The organism is uncultured Ruegeria sp., assembly GCF_947500045.1.
Lineage (GTDB): Bacteria > Pseudomonadota > Alphaproteobacteria > Rhodobacterales > Rhodobacteraceae > Ruegeria.
The window spans coordinates 193,459-212,794 of the sequence record NZ_CANMQQ010000005.1 but is presented as its reverse complement, the minus strand read 5'-3'; the positions used below and the strand labels follow the sequence as shown (position 1 = coordinate 212,794).

The window sequence follows — 19,336 nt, the reverse complement described above, 5'->3', positions numbered from 1 at the left end:
GTTTTATGCCCACCGGCGATCCTTGATCGTCGCTGGGCCGCGGCGTCGATGGTATAGATTGATCATGTGGCGGAGAGACAGGGATTCGAACCCTGGAGACGGTTTCCCGCCTACACACTTTCCAGGCGTGCGCCTTCGACCACTCGGCCACCTCTCCGTGTCGGCGTTATTTGGACCATCGAAACCGGATTTGCAAGGCCCGATTATTGCTGAATCAAAGCTCGTCGCCGTCGCTGGAATCCAGATCGGTTTCGGTCAGGTCAACAGGTGTAGAACGCTTGGGTGACGCTGGATCGCGCGGCAGCGGATCGGGTTCTGGCTGTGGGTCGTCCTGCCCCTGCAGAACCTCGGCATTACGCAGCCAGATATCGCGCTGAGCGAATGGAATTTCTATTCCTTCTTCGACGAACCGGCGATTGATTTCGTGGTTCATGTCGGACTTGACCGACAAAACCCAGTTCACATCGCGCAGGATCGCTCGAATCTCGAAGTCCAGCGAATCTGCCCCGAAACCCTGAAACACCACGCTGGGTGCCGGGTTTGCCAATACCATCGGATGTCCGTTCGCGATCTCACTCAATATGGTTTCGACTTTGCGGGTGTCGGTGCCGTACGCGACGCCCACTGGAACGATCACCCGGCCAATTGTGTTGCCACGGGTGTAGTTCGTCACCACACCGCTGATTAGATCCGAGTTCGGAACAATTACGTCCGTCCTGTCAAAGGTTTCAATCCGCGTGGACCGGACCGAGATATCGCGCACATACCCCATCATGCCGTTCACATCGATCCAATCCCCTTTTGAGATCGGCCTTTCGACCAGCAGGATAATCCCTGAAACAAAGTTCGATACGATGGTCTGCAGCCCGAAACCAATACCAACCGACAAAGCACCTGCCACGATTGCCAATGACGATAGGTCAAACCCGGCAATCATGATGGCGACCAATGCTGCCAGGAAAATTCCGACATAGCCGGTTCCCGACACGATGGCATTCTGCCCGCCGGGATCAATAGTAGTCTTGGGCAGTAACGAATTGCGCAGTCCGCTTTGCAGAAGGCGGGTCAACGTATATCCGATGGCAAAAACAGCGACAAAGGTCAGGAAATTGCTGGGTGAAATCCTGACACCGCCGATATCAAACCCCTGCAGCAGCCGCGACCACGCCTCAAGCAAGTCAGTTTCGCGTGCCCCCCAATACAGTGCCAGTACCGGCAGAGACAGGATCGCCAGCGCGAATCCGACAAGAACCGAGAACAGTGAATCGCGCGCCGCCTCGCCCTGCCCTGATAGCCAGCCATAGACCGTGCTGATAAAACGCTGAACGATCACAAGTGCCGCGATCAGGACAAGTGTCTTTACGGCAGGAAATACAATCGCCTCGGCGGCGTTGATATATCCAAAGGCCGCCAGGATAGGTGTCGCAATCCCGAGCATGAAAAGTGCGCGTCTCAGGAACTCGATCAGTTGGCTAAATCCAGCCGCACGCCGGTTTGCCTCTTGATCCGCTGATGCTTGTTCAGGCTCGGTCTGCCTGACCTGACGTACCCGAAGCAGCAGCAGTGCAGTAACCACAATGACCGGAAATCCGACAACGGCGCGGGTCGCGTCCGAGATGTTCTCGATCTGCTCAAACAACAAAACCAGCTCATGCAGGATAAGCATGACCGCCAACAGATCGAGATAAACCCGCAATTCTCGGATTCTGCCGGCGGACAATCTCTTGAAGTTCTGAGAGGCGCCCATCAGATAGACCTGTCGGCCGATCCAATCAAAGTAGAATATAATCGCAGCCCAATAGGGAATGTTCTGAACCAACAGCGTGCCGCGCAGACCCAATACACCTGTCAGCACGACGGCCGAAACCAAGAGCACAACACCGAGCCACGGCAGCAGTATGCGCAGTAGCGAGACGACAAATGTCCAGACGCCGCTGCCGCGCCCGCCCAGTGACCGCAGATAAGCACCACCTTTTTCTGACCAGCTGCGCCCGAACAGCAGTAAAACCACAGACATGGCCAACAGAACGACTATGCCGAGACCGCGTTCGCGAATCCGTTCGTGAACCACATCGGTACGCATGTTCTCGACCGTTTCGTTGATCAGGCTTCGTGTCGCTTCTTTGACATCAACCCAAGCCGGACCCCAATAAACAGGGTTGAACGGTGACGGCCCACGTTTCAGCAACTCTCTCTTCTGGCGATCACGAATGATCCGATCAATTTCACTGATCAGCCCGTTGGCACGGCTGAACGCCTCTTCCGAGATGATACGCGGCACCCGCAGGCTGTTAAGCTGATCCTCAAGATGGGCGCGCAGTTTTGCGATGTCTTCGGGTTCGGTTTCCCCATCCGACGGTTTCGCCCCCAGCGCCTTCAGCTGGCTTTCCAGTGTCTGGATACGGTCCGTATTCGCGCTGCGCGCGTTATTAAAGTCTTCGCGGTACTCGTTTATTTCTGAACGCAAATTCTCCAACGCGGCATTCGATGCACGATTGGCCTGAATCACTGATTCCGCCCGATCCGCCGTGCTGATCCAATCCTGATAATATTCGCTTTGCCTGTCGGTAAGCTGGGCAGAGGCAACCCCACCCAACCCGAACAGGCAGATAATCGTCAGAACCAGAAACAGGCGGACCTGTCGCAACATCATACGTCCTCGAACACGCCGGGAATGCTGCGTGGCACGTCGGTCATCCAATCTGGAACTGGCAGTTCCTTTTCGCGCAGGAATTCGGGGTTGAACAGTTTGGACTGGTAGCGCGTGCCGTAGTCACACAAAACAGTTACGATGGTGTGCCCCGGCCCTAACTCTTTCGCCAGCCGTACCGCACCGGCCATGTTGATTGCGGTAGATCCCCCCATCACCAGACCTTCTTCGCGAAGCAGGTCAAAGATATAAGGCAACGCCTCATTATCGGTGATCTGCCAGGTATGATCAGGGGTGAACCCCTCTATGTTCTTCGTTATCCGAACCTGTCCGATGCCTTCGGCGATGGAGCCGCCCTCCATCGCGATCTCACCTGTAGTGTAATAAGAATAAAGGCCTGCCCCCATCGGATCAGCCAATCCGATTTTTACGCCTTTGGGCTGCAAAACCTCGGCGACACCCGCCAGGGTCCCGCCCGAACCGACCGCACTGACGAAGCCATCAACTTTGCCACCGGTTTGGTCCCAGATTTCTGGGCCGGTGGTTTCCACATGCGCCTGCCGGTTGGCGACATTGTCGAACTGGTTCGCCCAGATGGCACCATTGGGCTCGGTCTGGGCAAGTTCCTCAGCCAAGCGGCGGGAATAGTGCACAAAATTGTTGGGATTGCGGTAAGGCGCAGCAGGTACCTGCACAAGCTGAGCTCCGGCAAGTCGGAGCATGTCCTTCTTCTCTTCCGATTGAGTCTCAGGAATGACGATCACCGTCTTGAAACCCATTGAGGCCCCGACCAATGCCAAACCAATGCCAGTATTACCCGCCGTACCCTCGACAATTGTGCCACCGGGCTTGAGGTCTCCGCGCGCAATTGCATCGCGGATAATGAACAACGCCGCACGGTCTTTGACGGATTGACCCGGATTCATGAACTCGGCTTTGCCGAGGATTTCGCAGCCTGTCTCTTCGCTGACGCGACGCAACCGGATCAAGGGTGTTTTGCCGACCGCGTCGGCAAGGTCTTTCGCTATGCGCATGGCGTCCTCTTGTCATATGGTGTTGCAGCAGATTTACAGATGCCAAGACTTGATCACAAGCCGGGATAGTCAGGCGCGCAGGCGCTCACGGTTTCGCGCCAGCCAATGGGCCAGTGTCAGAAGCGGCAAATCCTTGAAAACATGGCCATCTACCATGTGCATGAAGTCATCAAACGGTAGAATTTTGCTCCGAATATCTTCTCCTTCCGAGGCGACGCCGCTACTTTCTACAGTCGCTGTCAGGTCACCCAGACCAATATAGAGGTGAACATATTCAGTCGACGATCCACTGGATGAATAGGCGCCGCCTGCATATTCCAGCAGTGTCAGAGAAATCTGTGTCTCTTCCATGGTTTCCCGATGAGCGGCTTGTTCAGGTGTTTCGCCGGGATCAATCATGCCAGCGACGGGTTCCCACATCCACGGTTCAGGGTCGTCGATCAAGAATACAGGCGCCCGGAACTGCTCTACCAGCAACACCGTATCGCGGACCGGATCGTAAGGCAGAACAACCACAGCAGCGCCTTGCATCATACCACTGCGATGCAACACCGGCCCCATTTCGCCATTATGCAATCGATGCTGCAGTTCTATCTCATCCATCGCGACATAGTTAATGTAGGCTTGCGTGCGATCATGGACCACAACATCATGTGCGATGTTCCGGGCATCCCCGGTTTCGCGTCGACGTGCTGCCAATCTGGCCCACGCGCGTGTACGAATGGCAGGAAAGCTGCGGGCAATTGCCGAGGCCTCAACACGCCCAAAATGGGCCATGACATCCGTTGCCGCCAGCATGGACATTGCGCCCCAATCGCTGGTCCAGGCCGAAAAGTCCCAATATGAATCCGTTTTCCATGAGACCGAAGCGGGAAAAAACACCAATGCCTGATGCTTTTCACCATCGCCGGTTACCACGGTCTGCAAGCGCAGGTCATATTCGAAGCCACCTTCATAAAAGGCCAATCTGGCGCGCTCGTCTTCGCCCAAGCCCTGCACCAGCACACCTTCTGCCGATGCGCCCTGTTCAGCGACAATCATTGGAAAAGGCTGATCCTGAACAGAATACACCGCGTGATCAGATAGAATTGCCGGCGTCGCCGACAAATCGTCCGCGCTGCGCCCCATGACAAGCTCAAGCAAGGGCACATGGCGCAAAGTGCCATAGAAAAACAGGTTAGACAAAGCAGGAGCCCCGGTTTGGAAATTCTGACTTAACGCCAGCGCCGAAAGGCGATTTCGGTAAGTAAGCCACTGATGACCGCACCAATACCCAGCGTAATCAGAATCTCAGTGGGTAACAGTTGTTCACCATAGGTTACCCCAAGCGTAAAGATTTCCAGCAATGCTTCAAACGGCCCGCCAAACCGATGACGCATCGCTTGGCTGAACATCTCGTAAGTACCTTGCACAAACAAGCCCCAGAACACCAATGCCGCAACACCGGTCAGGCCATTGTTGACAGCGGCAGTCCATCCGCGACCCGCGCGTTTACCCATGATGACCCAACCGCAGACCATCCCCAGCATCATATTCACATAGGTGAAGTAGCCGTAACTTTTACCCTCTTCCCCGTTGTCAATAATCATGCTTGAGACAAGGAACGCTATTACCAGCAGACACAACGCGGCGACGAGACGTGAGGCTGTAGGCATTCGTACTATCCGTTCTTCAACTTGGTTTGGCTATTGTGATCTGTGTCACATCACAATTACCGGTGTCAAAGGCCGCGCCACATGCGGTCAAATAATAATTCCACATGCGGCGAAAACGCTCATCAAAACCCAACTCTGAAATCTGATCCCATTTGGCGTTGAAGGTCTCGTACCAGCGGCGCAGGGTCAGATCATAGCTTTTGCCAAATTCCTTTGAGCGCACAACCGTGAGCCCGGCCTGACCGATCTGTTCTTTCAGGACTGTCGGTGCCGGTAGCATCCCGCCGGGGAAAATATATTTCTGAATGAAATCAACGCCGTTTTTGTAAATCTCCCAGCGATGATCCGCGACTGTAATGATTTGCAACGTCGCTTGCGCACCAGGCTTCAGGCGGTCACGTACCGTATCGAAATAAGCGGGCCAGTATTTCTGGCCGACCGCTTCAAACATCTCGATTGAAGCAATACCATCATACTGTCCTTGTTCGTCGCGATAGTCCTGAAGCTTGAAGTCAACAAGATCAGAAAGCCCTGCCTTTTCAATACGCTCTTTAGCGAACTTCAACTGTTCCTGACTAATGGTCAGCCCGGTTACACGCAACCCGCGCTCTTTTGCGGCATATTCAGCAAACCCGCCCCAGCCGCACCCGATTTCGAGTATGTGATCCCCCGGCTTAGCCCCCATTTCATCCACCAAACTGGCATATTTTGCGGTCTGCGCGTTTTCCAGGCTTTCCTGCCCTGTCTCAAATATGGCGCTGGAGTAAGTCATCGTATCATCCAGCCAAATACCGTAGAATTCGTTGCCGAGATCATAGTGATAGGAAATATTCTTCTTGGCCTGAGTCCGGTTATTGCGATGCAGCCAGAACCTTAATCTTTCATAGGCGCGAACCAGAAACTGCCCGGTAAAATCATCGTAGACCGTTTCTGTTCCCAGATGCACAAGATCCATGAAGCTGCGCAAGTCAGGTGTACTCCAGTCCCCCTCTAGATATCCGTCGGAAAACCCCAACTCTCCTTCACGCACCAGTCTGGCAAAGACGTCGGGATCGTGAATATCCACATGTGCGACCGGACCGGGCTTGGGCGCGTCTGCTCGGAATACGCGGCCATCAGGCAAGGCGATATCAAGCCTGCCGCTCTCCATTCGGTTCAGCATCTTGAAGACTTGTACAAAGTATCTTGGCAGGTCCTCCTGCCCTTCGGTGCTCGTCAGGAACATCCGCTCTCCCTTCTGCGGTTGCGGAACAAGGCTAGGACGGGATTCGGTTTCTGGCAAGTTTTCAGTTCCTTACTGGGTCTTTTCGGGTTTCATAGGCGCCCAATGCCCGGGCGCGACCTTCTTTCAGCCCCACCACTGGCGCCGGGTACGTGTCTTCGTGGGAAAGCCCCCATGATCGTGGCACAGTATCGAAATACGCGCGCGCAGTGGCCGAAGGATTTGACCGCCCCTCTGCGATCCAGCGGCGCAGATAGTCCGAGTTTGGGTCAAACCGCTCTTGCTGTGTCTGCGGGTTGAAAATACGGAAATACGGCGCAGCGTCGGGCCCAGATCCCGCCACCCATTGCCATCCCATCGCATTTGCCGCTGGATCCCAGTCAATCAGGCAATCCGCGAACCAATCCGCGCCGATTTTCCAGTGTGTCATCAGGTGTTTGGTGAGGTAACTTGCGACCACCATTCGTGCCCGGTTATGCATACGTCCGGTCACGTACATTTGCCTTAGTCCCGCATCGACCAGCGGTATTCCGGTTTTTGCCTGATGCCAGGCACGTATCTCGGGCCTCTTGGGATCGGTGTGCCAAGGGAACGCATCCCATTCGGGTTTCCAGTTATCGGTCAGAAGATGCGGCCAATGGTACATCAGATGATAGGCAAACTCTCGCCACACGAGCTGACGCAGAAAGGCCTCGCCCCCGCGCGAACCTGTAAGATCTGCGTTTCGTACCCGGTGCCAGACTGTTCGCGGCCCTATTTCGCCGAGTGAGAGGTATTCCGACAGATCCGAGGTTCCGGTCGCATCCAGCCGATCCCGCTGTACGGGATATTGATCGATACGGTCCAGAAACGCATCCAACTGATCCAAAGCTGCGGCTTCCCCGGGGCGGACATACGGGCGGATGATCGTTGCCCCACGCCGCATGTATCGATCCAGATGCCACTCAGACAAACGGTCAGACGCAGGCCATATTTCTGGTGTCGCAAGCTTCGCTGCGGTGAGTTCGGGCAACGAAACGTCACGCCCGTGCACCGACCTCCACATCGGCGTGAACACCCGAAAGGGTTGACCAGCTTTGGTCGCAATGGTCCAGGGTTCAAACAGAAGATGACCGGGAAAGGACCGGACCTCGACGCCCTTCGCGGTCAATGTGGACTTGATGTGCTTGTCTCTGGTGATCGCCTTCGGATCATAGGCCCGCGACCAGAAAACAGCGCCTGCGCCGGTTTCCTTTATCAAATCACCAATCACATCCAGCGCGTTCCCCTGGCGCAGGATCAATTTGCTACCAATCTGTTCAAGGCTTTGAGCAAACGCCACAAGGCCCAAGCCAAGGCGCCATTTTGATGCCGCGCCCAATGCGTGAACCTGATCATCCAGAATGAACACAGGCACTATGGGACGGCGCGACTGCACCGCCGCGCTAAGCGCGGGATGATCGCTTAGCCGCAGATCACGCCTGAACCACAAAATGATCGGAGAGTGCTCGGTTTCCATGTCCGCCCTTGTTTTCTTCGGTTACGAAGCAGCGCGGAAACTGGATCACAAAACGCGGTCAAGCGCCTCCAAAAGCTGATCAATTTCCTGTTGGCTTGAGTAATGCGTAAAGCTGAGGCGCAGCACGCCCTGATCGGGATCGACACCCATCGCCTGCAGTGGACGATGCGCATAAAAATCACCGCCGCCTGCCATGATGCCATACTTGGCGAGTTCAGCTGCAACAGGCTCTGCTTCCCTATTCAGGGCCAGCGCAACCGTGGGTGCGCGTCGGGCAGCATCGGATGGGCCGATCAGGCGCAACGTATTGCGGTCTTTAACCGCGTCCAGCAGGGGTTGTAGCAACGCAACCTCGTGTTCACGCATAATGTCATGGACAAAGCCACCACGCGCCGACGCACCGGCCTCGGGCCCGCCGTGATGATCGCACAGCAGTTCCACATAATCGGCCATGCCTGCGCTGGCTGCAATCTGTGCATGATCTGGCCCTGCCGGCGTGAATCGCTTGTAAAGCACTCCTGCGTTGAAGTGGTGCGCTTGGTTGGGAAGCATCTCACCCAGTGCGCACCGAATGATCATGCAGCCCTGATGCGGGCCATAGGTCTTGTAGGCTGAGAACAGATAGATATCCGGCCCCAGGTCACCTACATTGGGCAGCCCGTGCGGCGCATAAGATACGCCATCAACGCAAACAAACGCACCAGCGGAATGAGCAATCGCGGTAATCTCGGTAACAGGGTTAATTTCGCCAACAACATTTGAACAATGCGGAAAGCAAACAAGGCGTACTTTCTCATCAAGCAGATTCTCCAAATCCAGCAAGCTCAATGATCCGCTATCCGGGTCTATTTGCCATTCACGAATCTCAATCCCGTCATCGGCCAACCGCCGCCAAGGCCCGGAATTGGCCTCGTGGTCCTGATTGGTCACGATGATCGCATCACCCGGCTTCATCCACTGTCGGAAAGCTTGTGCAAGAACATAGGTATTCTGCGTCGTTGAGGGGCCAAAGCTCAGCTCGTCCGTATCCACCCCCATTATCGCAGCCAAGCGCGCGCGGGCTTCGTCCATTTCTTCGCCACCCAAACGGCTGGCGTCATAAGGCGCGTAGGGTTGAACTTTGCGTTGTGTGTAGAACCGGCTCAACCGGTCAAGCACAGGTCTGCAGGTATACGACCCCCCGGCGTTCTCAAAAAAGGCCTGCCCTTTGAGGCTGGGTTCTGCAAAGGCCGGGAACTGTGCCCGAACAAAGTCTATATCAAGGGTGCCCATTCCACGTCTCTCCCTTTCCATGCGCCAAATTTAAGGATTTTGCCCGCGCATGATCCGGACAACTCCGAAAACAAGGCAGGTCTTCCAGCCCAGCCGCTATCCTTCATCCTCTCAGGATCGGCGACAGCCCTTCCGATGATTTCGTGCACATTGAAGGACGCCGCCAGATAGCCAGACGTGATTGGCCGGGTCAAGCGACTGTCTTTGCGTTATCTTTGGACGGCAGGTAAAAAAAGCCGGGCAATGACGCCCGGCCGTATTCTCAGCGAAGTGGGACTTAGCCCTGAACCATTGTATAGGTCCCCTCGCCCGCCAGAATGCCCCGGAATCCGCCGGGCTCATCCAGGCCAAACACGATCAGCGGTAGATTGTTGTCGCGGGCCAACGCAATCGCCGAAGCATCCATAACCCGCAGCCGTTTGGCCAGCACGTCGTCATAAGAGACGTTGTCGTAGCGTACCGCATCAGAGTGGATTTTCGGATCCTTGTCATACACGCCATCAACACCGTTCTTACCCATAAAGATCGCCTGACACGCCATCTCATTGGCGCGCAATGTGGCGGCTGTGTCGGTGGTGAAATAGGGATTTCCGGTTCCGGCCGCAAAGATGCAGACCCGCTTTTTCTCTAGGTGACGCACGGCGCGACGGCGAATATACGGCTCGCAGACCTCATCCATCCGAATGGCAGAGATGACACGAGTGAAGACCCCAACCTCTTCGAGCGCCGACTGCATTCCCAGCGCGTTCATCACCGTGGCTAGCATGCCCATGTAATCTGCAGTCGTGCGCTCCATCCCCTGTGCCGAGCCGGACAGCCCTCGGAAAATATTGCCACCGCCGATGACCATACAGATCTCGACACCCAGATCGTGAACTGACTTAACCTCTTGTGCGATGCGCTGAACAGTTGGCGGATGCAGACCGAATCCCTGATCCCCCATCAGCGCCTCCCCCGAAATCTTCAACATGACGCGTTTATATGTTGTTTTTGGGGTTTCGGTGGTCTCGACAGTTGGGGAAAGGCTCATGTTGCGCTCCGGGCTGGCACGGGGTTATTTTCCGGCGCAAAATGAAGCAAAACCTCTGCAGGTTCAATGCGGATAGTCAGGAATAAGGCAACCAGTGATGGCCGATAACACCGCGAACCGGCTTTTGAGGCACTTGCCTCCGATTCCTGACGACAAACCAGTGTTGATTGCTGGGCCCACGGCATCCGGCAAATCGGCGTTGGCACTTTCGATCGCGGAACACTGTGGTGGAGTGATCGTCAATGCAGACGCCAGCCAGATTTACGATTGCTGGCGCATAATCTCGGCCCGCCCCTCGATCGAGGAGGAAGCCCGCGCACCGCACCTTCTTTATGGGCACGTCGCGTATGATCAGACATATTCCACCGGGCATTGGCTGCGTGAGGTCACACCTCTGCTTACACAGAAACAGCGGCCCATCATCGTGGGGGGAACCGGGCTTTACTTCACCGCGCTGACCGAAGGGATGGCCGAGATACCCGCAACACCATCCGAAATCAGGGCCAAAGCGGATATAATGCAATTGCAGGAACTGATCGACGGTCTTGACGCCCAGACCCTGCAGCGGATCGACGTTCAAAATCGCGCACGCGTTCAGCGCGCGTGGGAGGTTCGGAACGCCACCGGACGATCACTGGCAGATTGGCAGGCCGCGACACCTGCCCCGATTTTGGACATTAAGAATACAGTTCCAATCGTATTTGATGCAGAAAAAGACTGGCTGCTGGATCGTATCAATCGCCGTTTCGATCAGATGCTAAATCAAGGCGCGATGGACGAAGTAGCCGCCATGCAAAAGTGTTTTGATCCCTCTCTGCCCGCTTGCAAGGCCATTGGTGTACCAGAGCTGATGGCCTGTCTTGACGGTCGTATGACATTGGACGAAGCAAGAGAGCGCGCAACGATTGCAACACGTCAGTTTGCCAAGCGTCAACGAACGTGGTTCCGCGCACGCATGAAAGCCTGGCACCGTATTGACGCCGCTTCTTGCGTCTAGCACCTATAAATAATGGCAAATAACTTCAGGGTTCCTAGTTCCTATTCGAAACAATACCCGACGGGTTTTGCATCCTTTTCGCAACATATGTTGGCTAGCGCATCACGCTGCGGCACAGATTCAACCAAACATAGTTAACCAAGGACACGTTTCGGCCCAATGTCGCTTTTGCACCATACTTGCCAATTTGCGACATTGACGCCGCAGAAAAACTGGTGCCGAATGTAGCAATGGGGATGTTTACAATTCTAAGAATTTGGCCCGCGGCGCACCTGTCCGATCAACTTCGGCAGTCCTAGCGCCCGGTTCGATCTATCAGAAACACCAACACTAATAGATCATTAGTGTCACGGGGAGAAACCAATGAAATACAAGGCAATCAACGGCAAGCCGGTGCACTGGGCAGCAGAAATGCATGCGCAGGAATATCGGGACGGCTATCTGAGCCGTCGCGAATTTCTGGCCCGTGTGACTGCACTGGGCGTCGCTGTACCTGCCGCCTATGGCATGATCGGCCTGCACTCACCCGCGGCAGCACAAGTGCCGCAAAAAGGTGGCACCATTCGCTATCAGATGGAAGTGCGCGCCCTCAAAGATCCGCGCAGCTTTGACTGGACTCAGATTGCGACCTTCACCGCAGGCTGGCTGGAATATCTTGTTGAGTACAACAACGATGGTTCCTTCAAGCCAATGTTGCTGGAAAGCTGGGAGGCCAACGACGACGCGACCGAATACACGCTGAACGTCCGCCAGGGCGTGAAGTGGAACAATGGCGACGATTTCACCGCCGAGGATGTAGCCCGCAACATCGAAGGCTGGTGCGACGAAACGGTGGAAGGCAACTCGATGGCCTCACGCATGGCGTCCCTGGTTGACCAGAACACACAGAAAGCCGCAGAAGGGGCCATTACCATTGTCGACACACACACAATCAAACTGAAATGCAACGCTCCTGATATTACGATCATACCCGGAATGGCCGACTACCCGGCGCAGATCGTCCATAGCAGCTTTGATCCAAACGAAATTATAACCAACCCGATCGGGACCGGCTTCATGATCCCTGAAAGCCACGAGGTTGGTGTAAAGGGCGTTCTAGTACGCAATGAAGGGTTCGATTGGTGGGGGTACGAAGCTGGCAAAGGCGGTTATATTGATCGGATTGAATTCATCGATTACGGCACTGACCCGGCTAATTTCTTTTCAGCCTACGAGGCCGACGAGATCGACATGAACTGGGAGTCGGTTGGCGAATTTGTCGATGTGTTTGACAGTATTGACTTGGTGCGCTCGGAAATCCCGTCCGGCTTTACTATTGTCATTCGCCCGAACCAATTGGCGACGGACGCTGAAGGCAACAAAATCTACGCTGACAAACGTGTTCGGCAAGCTCTGGCCATGGCCGTCGACAACGAAATTTGCCTCGAACTTGGCATGTCAGGCTATGGGGTACCTGCCGAAAACTGCCATGTGGGGCCGATGCATCCCGAGTATGATTCAAGCGTTACACGCATCCCCAATGACCCCGCCGCAGCCAAGGCTTTGATGGACGAAGCGGGAATGGGTGATTTTGAACATGAAGTTATTTCGGTGGATGACGATTGGCGGCGCAATACCACGGCAGTGGTTGTCGCGCAGTTGAACGACGCGGGGATAAAGGCGAAACACACCGTCTTGCCCCTGTCGACCTTTGCCAATGACTGGAACAAATTCCCATTCTCATCGACGAACTGGAGCCACCGGCCTCTGGGTACGCAAATTTTGGCGTTGGCCTATACATCCGGCGCGCCCTGGAACGAGACCGGATTCGCCAACGACGCGTTTGACGCCCTGCTTGTCGAAGCAAACTCGCTTGTAGATGTAGATATGCGTCGTGAAGTGATGGCAAAACTTCAGGCGATCATGATTGAGGAAGGGGTGATTATTCAACCGTATTGGCGCACGGCAATCCGCCATCACCGTCACCACTTGGTGGGCGTCGAAAAACACATAGCAGACCTGCCGCAACTTTATAAATTCGGCATAGCTTCGTAGCCTGAATGAAAAAAGCCGCGCCACACTGGCGCGGTTTTTCGTCCTGAAGACGGTGACCATTAAGACGGAGACACGTGAGGCCACGGATATCACGCGCTGGCCGACCAACAGGGGCTCATATGGGATTTTTCATTTTAAGGCGCGTCGGCATCATGCTTTTGACAGCATTATGTCTGACCTTCCTGGTCTTCTTCCTGACCAACCTCTACCCGAACCTCGAAAAGCTTGCGAAGACACAGGGCAACTTCCGGATGTCGGATGAGCAGGTCGCGAGTTTTCTTGAAAAAGGCGGATATCTTCAATCGACCCCAATCAAGTATGGCGAGTGGTTGGGTGTTTTGCCCTCTTATCGGTACACGAATGAGGACGGCACAGTTCAGAGCCGTTGCATCCTGCCCGGAGATACCGCTGAAGCATCGCCCAATTTCTGCGGCATCCTGCAGGGGTATTGGGGCTATTCCACCTATTTCGAGAACGAAGTTTCTGCCGTGATCGGTAAACGGCTGTATCTGACTGGACGGTTGATGCTTTGGGTGATGGTGCTGATGGTGCCGACAGCCCTGATTGTCGGGGTCCTCGCGGGGATGAAAGAGGGTTCGACCACCGACCGCACGCTTTCGGCCTTTGCCATCACAACCACCGCTACACCGGAATATGTATCTGGCGTTATCTTCATTGCAATCTTCACCTCATCCGCCGTCGGATTGAAATGGTTCAAGGGCAGCGCAACGCAAGCGATGGAGAACCCGACGTTCGAGAACTTTTTCCTACCTGTCCTGACGATCGCGCTTTTCGGAATGGGCTACATCGCGCGTATGACCCGCGCCTCGATGGCCGAGGTCATGACAACGCAATATATCCGCACCGCGCGCCTGAAAGGTGTCTCGTTCCCGAATATCGTCATTAAGCACGCGCTGCGCAACGCCCTGATCGCGCCTTTTACCGTGATCATGCTGCAGTTCCCCTGGCTCCTGAACGGAGTGGTCATCGTCGAAATCCTGTTCAACTACAAGGGTTTCGGCTGGGCGCTGGTGCAGGCAGCGGGCAACAACGATATTCAGTTGCTTATGGCAATCTCGGTCGTGTCGGTCTTTGTGGTGCTGTTGACGCAGCTGATCTCAGATATCGGCTATGTCTACCTCAACCCGCGCATTCGAATTTCTTGAGCGAGGACAGGATATGGAACCTCTGACCTGGACCGGCTCTATCGCATTCCTCAATCCGCTGCTCGCTTTGGCATTGGGGCTGTTGGCACTGACCGTTGTGCTCTGGATGCTGGCCGGTATCGTCCTGCCGGAAGATCAGATGGCCGTGAACCCGGATGGCACGCTGAACTCAAACTCAGGCCCAAGAAACCTCATACAAACCGCGCTGCGCTTTAGCTTTCTGGCGAGCGTGAGTATTGCTGTTGCCTACATCGTTCTGGGCATCCTGATGGGGACAAACGCTGGGATCATTGGCGCCATTTCGCAGCGGTTCCTGCCTGTATGGCTGTCGCTGATCATTCTTTATGCGATGTCAAATGCCTTCAAACGCAAGCTGGGACTTTACGGAAAGCTGTTTGACAGCCCAATCGGTATGGTTGGGTTTGGACTGGTAATGTTCTGGGTGTTCACGGGTGTATTCAGCGCCCTGGGACTTATTACAACACTTGATCCTTTGGCCGTTGTTTCAGGAATGAAAAACAAGGTTCCCGGAACACCAATACCTAGCCTCGAAGACAGTCAGTATGCCTGGTATCTTCTGGGCGGAGATAATCTTGCACGCGATGTGTTCAGCCGGATGGTCGCAGGAACATGGGAGGTCATCAAGATCGCACCGTTTGCGACTCTCTTTGCCTTCATGGTCGGAATCACCCTTGGGTTACCGGCAGGATACTATGGTGGTCGGCTTGATACGGTTCTGTCATTTTTGTCGAATCTGGTACTGGCATTTCCTGTCATCCTCCTGTTCTACCTGTTGGTAACGCCAGAAATCGTGACCACCGGTTTACCCAGCTACATGGCCGCCGTTCTGTTTATTTTTCCGGTGATCTTTCTCGGGGTTCTTCTGAATTCGCGTTTCCACACCAGACCGAGAGTCCGCACGCCGTTGTTGATCGGTGTATTGGGCTTGGCGATCTGGATATACCTGTCGCTGATCTCGACCAACGGGTACATCGTCAACGCGCCAGCTTACAACATCCCCGGCCTTCCAAAGGAATTGGATCTGGTGGATTTTCCGCTCGTGGTTTTTGTGTCGGTGGTCTTTGTCAACTCACCCACTGTTTTCCGTATCGTGCGAAGCCTTACGTTGGACATCAAGACACGTGACTATGTCGCGGCTGCGCAAACTCGGGGCGAAGGTCCGTGGTACATCATGTTGTGGGAAATCCTGCCCAATGCACGCGGACCATTGATCGTCGATTTCTGCCTACGCATTGGCTACACCGTTATTCTGCTGGGAACCCTGGGTTTCTTTGGCCTTGGCTTTGAACCCGAAAACCCGAACTGGGGCTCGACGATCAATGACGGGCGGAAGCTTTTATCGATCTACCTGCACCCCGTACTGCCACCCGCTTTGGCGTTGTTGTCACTGGTTTTGGGGTTGAACCTGCTGGCAGACGGTCTGCGCGAAGAGAGTTTGAAGGACTGATGTGATCAATGCAGGGGCCAGCCCCCCGGAACCCGGGATACTTTTAGCCAGATGAAAGGGACCTTCGGACTTTCGCGAGGAGATACAAGATGAGCAAACTGGCAGAATTCGACGGACCTGTTTTGGAAATCGACAAGCTTTCGATTTCCTTCTTTACGCGGCTTCGTGAAATTCCTGCCGTAATGGATTTCTCGCTTACCGTACGACCTGGTGAAGCGGTTGGGTTGGTCGGTGAATCCGGTTGCGGCAAATCCACAGTGGCGCTTGGCATCATGCAGGACCTTGGCAGGAACGGACGTGTCGTCGGCGGTTCTATCCAGTTCAAGGGTCGCGATCTAAACCAGATGACCACCGAAGAACTGCGCGACATTCGCGGCAATGAGATTGCAATGATCTATCAGGAACCCATGGCCTCGTTGAACCCGGCCATGAAGATCAGCAAGCAATTGATGGAAGTGCCGATGATCCACGAAAGGGTCAGCGCCGAAGAGGCGCATTCGCGCGCGCTGGAGGTTGTCACCGACGTGCGCTTGCCAGATCCAGAACGGATACTGGATTCGTTCCCGCATCAGCTGTCCGGTGGCCAACAGCAGAGGATTGTAATCGCAATGGCGCTGATGTCGAAACCAGCGCTGTTGATTTTGGATGAGCCGACCACAGCATTAGACGTGACTGTCGAGGCTGCCATAATCGAGCTGATCAAGGATTTGGGCAAGAAATACGGCACCTCGATGCTGTTTATCTCGCACAACCTCGGGCTGGTGCTGGAAACCTGTGACCGGTTGTGCGTGATGTATTCTGGTGAAGCCGTTGAGCGTGGTTCGATCAACGATGTGTTCGACGAGATGCGGCACCCCTATACGCAAGCGCTGTTCCGTTCGATCCCGCTGCCGGGGACTGACAAGAACGAACGCCCGCTGGTGGCCATCCCGGGGAACTTTCCCCTGCCCCATGAGCGTCCCCCGGGATGCAACTTTGGCCCGCGCTGCGAATATTTCAAAGCGGGACGCTGTGACGCGCAAGATGTCCGTATGCAAGCCGTGCCCGGGAATGACAGGCACCAGACGCGCTGCGTAAAATTCCACGAGATCGAATGGAACGCGCCTGTCGCTGTGGGCAAGCTGACAAGCAAGACCGAGATCGGCCGAACCATCCTGAAAGTGAGTAACCTCCAGAAATACTATGAGGTGGCCGCGAATGCGCTGTTCAACAGTGGTGAGACGAATGTGGTTAAGGCCAACGAAACCCTGAGTTTTGAGGTGCGTGAGTCCGAGACCCTCGCCATCGTGGGTGAATCAGGTTGCGGCAAGTCCACCTTTGCGAAGGTTCTGATGGGCCTTGAAACGGCAACCGGCGGGCAAATCCTGCTGGATGATCGCGACATCGAACAAATGCCCATTGAAAAGCGGGATGCCAAAACCGTTGGCGAAGTTCAAATGGTGTTCCAAAACCCGTTCGATACGCTGAACCCATCGATGACGGTCGGACGTCAGATCATCCGGGCGCTGGAAGTCTTTGGCGTAGGGAATTCAGAGGCCGAGCGGAAGAAGCGGATGCTTGAGTTGCTGGATCTGGTGAAACTACCACGCGCTTTTGCCGACCGAATGCCGCGACAGCTGTCGGGTGGTCAGAAGCAACGTGTGGGTATTGCCCGAGCCTTTGCAGGTGACGCGCGGATCGTTGTCGCGGACGAGCCTGTTTCAGCGCTGGACGTATCCGTTCAGGCCGCCGTCACCGATCTTTTGATGGAAATTCAGCGTGAGCAGAAAACCACCCTTCTATTTATCAGTCACGACCTGTCGATCGTGCGGTATCTCAGTGACCGTGTAATGGTGATGTATCTGGGCCATGTGGTCGAGCTGGGCACGACCGATCAGGTCTTTAGCCCGCCCTATCATCCCTATACTGAGGCCCTTCTAAGCGCAGTTCCGATTGCGGACACCTCAATCGAAAAACAGCATATCGTGCTGGAAGGCGACATCCCTTCGGCTATGAACCCACCGCCGGGCTGCCCGTTCCAAACGCGCTGCCGCTGGAAACCCAAGGTGCCGGACGGACGATGTGAATCCCATATGCCTCCGGTACTGACGCTAGCGGATGGGCATCAGGTTAAATGCCATCTTGCAGAAGACATTCTGGCCAAAATGGAACCTGTTATCAAAATTGCGGCCGAATAAGGCGCGGTGAACGAACGAAAAGGGCCGGTCCATGACCGGCCCTTTCAGTTTGCGCCACAGTTTGCTGGGGAGACAGGCGACGCAAGCTGTAAGTGAGTGGCAGTCAATTTTTCAGCCCGTCATCACATTGTTGCCGAAATGCATGAACTCTTGGTTCATACCCGCAACATCTCCGGCTTCCAGCTTTAGGCTCGCACTATCGAGCATCTTGTAACTCTGCTGACCTTTGACCCAATCGTCTGCGGCCTGCAGGGTCGTCAGAGTGTATGACGTAACTTCATTGAGGTAGTGGGTCGGAATGATGATCTTTGGCTTGAGCTTAGCGACAATATCGTTGCCCTGATCAAAGCTAAGGATGTGTTCCGAACCGTCGACCGGAAGGGTCAGCACATCCACCTGCCCAATTGCATCCCAGAACTCCTGAGGTGGGTTGTGGCGGTTGTCACCCCATATCAAGGTGCGAATGCCGCCGGTTTCGACGAGGTATACGACCATATCCATATGCCCAACATTGTTGGGTGGGCAGGCTTCAACCCCGAATTCGGCCAACGCATTCGTCCAGTCGTACCATCCTGGCGCGACGCAGGCATGCTTGTCAGCAAACCCTGTGATTTTGAGATCAGCAAACTCAAAATTACCCGCCATCCTATCCAGAACCATCGTCGAGCTTGGCCGCTCGATTGCATCATGATCAAAATGTGCGTGAGTAGACATGGTGATATCGACCGGGATCTGTGGGAATTCGTTGCGGAACCACAAACCCCAAGCACCTGACGGGTCATCACGCCAGGGGTCGAATAATACAGTCGCACCGTTGGGAGAGGTGATCTTGATGGCGCAGTGACCATAATAATCAATCCCAACTGTTCCCGTGCTGGCCTGTCCAGTCGAGCCTTGCAGATCAACTACGTGACTATTGTTGCCCGGCTGCAGCCAAGCCTGCGATTGCGCTTCGGCTGGTTTGCTGCCCAGCAACGAGGCCCCCGCCCCTACCCCTGCAGCGCCGGCTGCCATAAAGAATGATCGGCGCGAAAGACCGCATGCAAGTGGGTCACGCTCTCCGTTCATTATTGTCGGCTTCAGATCTTTGCGATCCATTTTTATCCTCCCGATTGAACCGGCGCGGGTTAATC

General features: G+C 54.9%; 14 protein-coding genes and 1 tRNA gene. 5 read left to right on the top strand and 10 right to left on the bottom strand.

Annotation, left to right across the window (positions count from 1 at the left end):
• Nucleotides 1–67: 67 nt before the first annotated feature.
• The 9 genes from Q1B46_RS11045 to pyrH form a co-directional block, all read right to left on the bottom strand.
• A tRNA-Ser gene (locus tag Q1B46_RS11045) sits at nucleotides 68–157 on the bottom strand.
• Nucleotides 158–214: 57 nt separating this feature from the next.
• Nucleotides 215–2,650 (bottom strand): DUF3772 domain-containing protein, encoded by a 2,436-nt coding sequence (locus Q1B46_RS11040; RefSeq protein WP_299947913.1) that lies wholly within the window; start codon nucleotides 2,648–2,650, stop codon nucleotides 215–217.
• Nucleotides 2,650–3,684: a cysteine synthase A gene (locus tag Q1B46_RS11035; protein ID WP_299947911.1), complete on the bottom strand. Its 1,035-nt coding sequence runs from the start codon at nucleotides 3,682–3,684 to the stop codon at nucleotides 2,650–2,652. Before Q1B46_RS11035 ends, Q1B46_RS11040 begins: the two co-directional genes overlap by 1 nt.
• A gap of 69 nt (nucleotides 3,685–3,753) precedes the next feature.
• Nucleotides 3,754–4,869 carry an NUDIX domain-containing protein gene (locus Q1B46_RS11030; RefSeq protein WP_299947910.1) on the bottom strand — a complete coding sequence of 372 codons (1,116 nt, stop codon included), beginning with the start codon at nucleotides 4,867–4,869 and terminating at the stop codon, nucleotides 3,754–3,756.
• Between the two features lie 29 nt (nucleotides 4,870–4,898).
• Complete coding sequence (locus tag Q1B46_RS11025) at nucleotides 4,899–5,339, bottom strand: TrgA family protein (RefSeq protein ID WP_299947909.1); 441 nt, start codon at nucleotides 5,337–5,339, stop codon at nucleotides 4,899–4,901.
• Between the two features lie 16 nt (nucleotides 5,340–5,355).
• The gene (locus Q1B46_RS11020; RefSeq protein WP_299947908.1) at nucleotides 5,356–6,564 is read right to left on the bottom strand and encodes a cyclopropane-fatty-acyl-phospholipid synthase family protein; all 1,209 of its coding nucleotides are present in this window, start codon (nucleotides 6,562–6,564) and stop codon (nucleotides 5,356–5,358) included.
• 61 nt (nucleotides 6,565–6,625) lie between these two features.
• The gene (locus Q1B46_RS11015) at nucleotides 6,626–8,059 is read right to left on the bottom strand and encodes a deoxyribodipyrimidine photo-lyase (RefSeq protein ID WP_299947906.1); all 1,434 of its coding nucleotides are present in this window, start codon (nucleotides 8,057–8,059) and stop codon (nucleotides 6,626–6,628) included.
• A gap of 45 nt (nucleotides 8,060–8,104) precedes the next feature.
• Nucleotides 8,105–9,331, bottom strand: a complete 1,227-nt coding sequence (locus Q1B46_RS11010; RefSeq protein WP_299947904.1) for an aminotransferase class V-fold PLP-dependent enzyme — start codon at nucleotides 9,329–9,331, stop codon at nucleotides 8,105–8,107.
• A gap of 277 nt (nucleotides 9,332–9,608) precedes the next feature.
• On the bottom strand, nucleotides 9,609–10,361 hold the full coding sequence (gene pyrH / locus Q1B46_RS11005) for a UMP kinase (protein WP_299947902.1): 753 nt from the start codon (nucleotides 10,359–10,361) through the stop codon (nucleotides 9,609–9,611).
• Nucleotides 10,362–10,458: 97 nt separating this feature from the next.
• Here pyrH and miaA point away from each other — a divergent pair, with 97 nt between their 5' ends.
• From miaA to Q1B46_RS10980, 5 genes are all read left to right on the top strand, one after another.
• Nucleotides 10,459–11,358 carry a tRNA (adenosine(37)-N6)-dimethylallyltransferase MiaA gene (gene miaA, locus Q1B46_RS11000; protein ID WP_299947900.1) on the top strand — a complete coding sequence of 300 codons (900 nt, stop codon included), beginning with the start codon at nucleotides 10,459–10,461 and terminating at the stop codon, nucleotides 11,356–11,358.
• A 363-nt stretch (nucleotides 11,359–11,721) separates the two neighbouring features.
• Entirely contained in the window at nucleotides 11,722–13,392 is a 1,671-nt protein-coding gene (locus tag Q1B46_RS10995) for an ABC transporter substrate-binding protein (RefSeq protein ID WP_299947898.1), read from the top strand.
• A 119-nt stretch (nucleotides 13,393–13,511) separates the two neighbouring features.
• The gene (locus Q1B46_RS10990; RefSeq protein ID WP_299947896.1) at nucleotides 13,512–14,558 is read left to right on the top strand and encodes an ABC transporter permease; all 1,047 of its coding nucleotides are present in this window, start codon (nucleotides 13,512–13,514) and stop codon (nucleotides 14,556–14,558) included.
• A 13-nt stretch (nucleotides 14,559–14,571) separates the two neighbouring features.
• The gene (locus Q1B46_RS10985) at nucleotides 14,572–16,026 is read left to right on the top strand and encodes an ABC transporter permease (protein ID WP_299947894.1); all 1,455 of its coding nucleotides are present in this window, start codon (nucleotides 14,572–14,574) and stop codon (nucleotides 16,024–16,026) included.
• Between the two features lie 89 nt (nucleotides 16,027–16,115).
• A complete protein-coding gene (locus tag Q1B46_RS10980; protein WP_299947892.1) occupies nucleotides 16,116–18,203 on the top strand; it encodes an ABC transporter ATP-binding protein in 2,088 nt (695 codons plus the stop codon).
• A 111-nt stretch (nucleotides 18,204–18,314) separates the two neighbouring features.
• On the opposite strand, the gene Q1B46_RS10975 is transcribed toward Q1B46_RS10980, so the two are convergent.
• Nucleotides 18,315–19,301 carry an MBL fold metallo-hydrolase gene (locus Q1B46_RS10975; protein WP_299947890.1) on the bottom strand — a complete coding sequence of 329 codons (987 nt, stop codon included), beginning with the start codon at nucleotides 19,299–19,301 and terminating at the stop codon, nucleotides 18,315–18,317.
• Nucleotides 19,302–19,336: the final 35 nt, after the last annotated feature.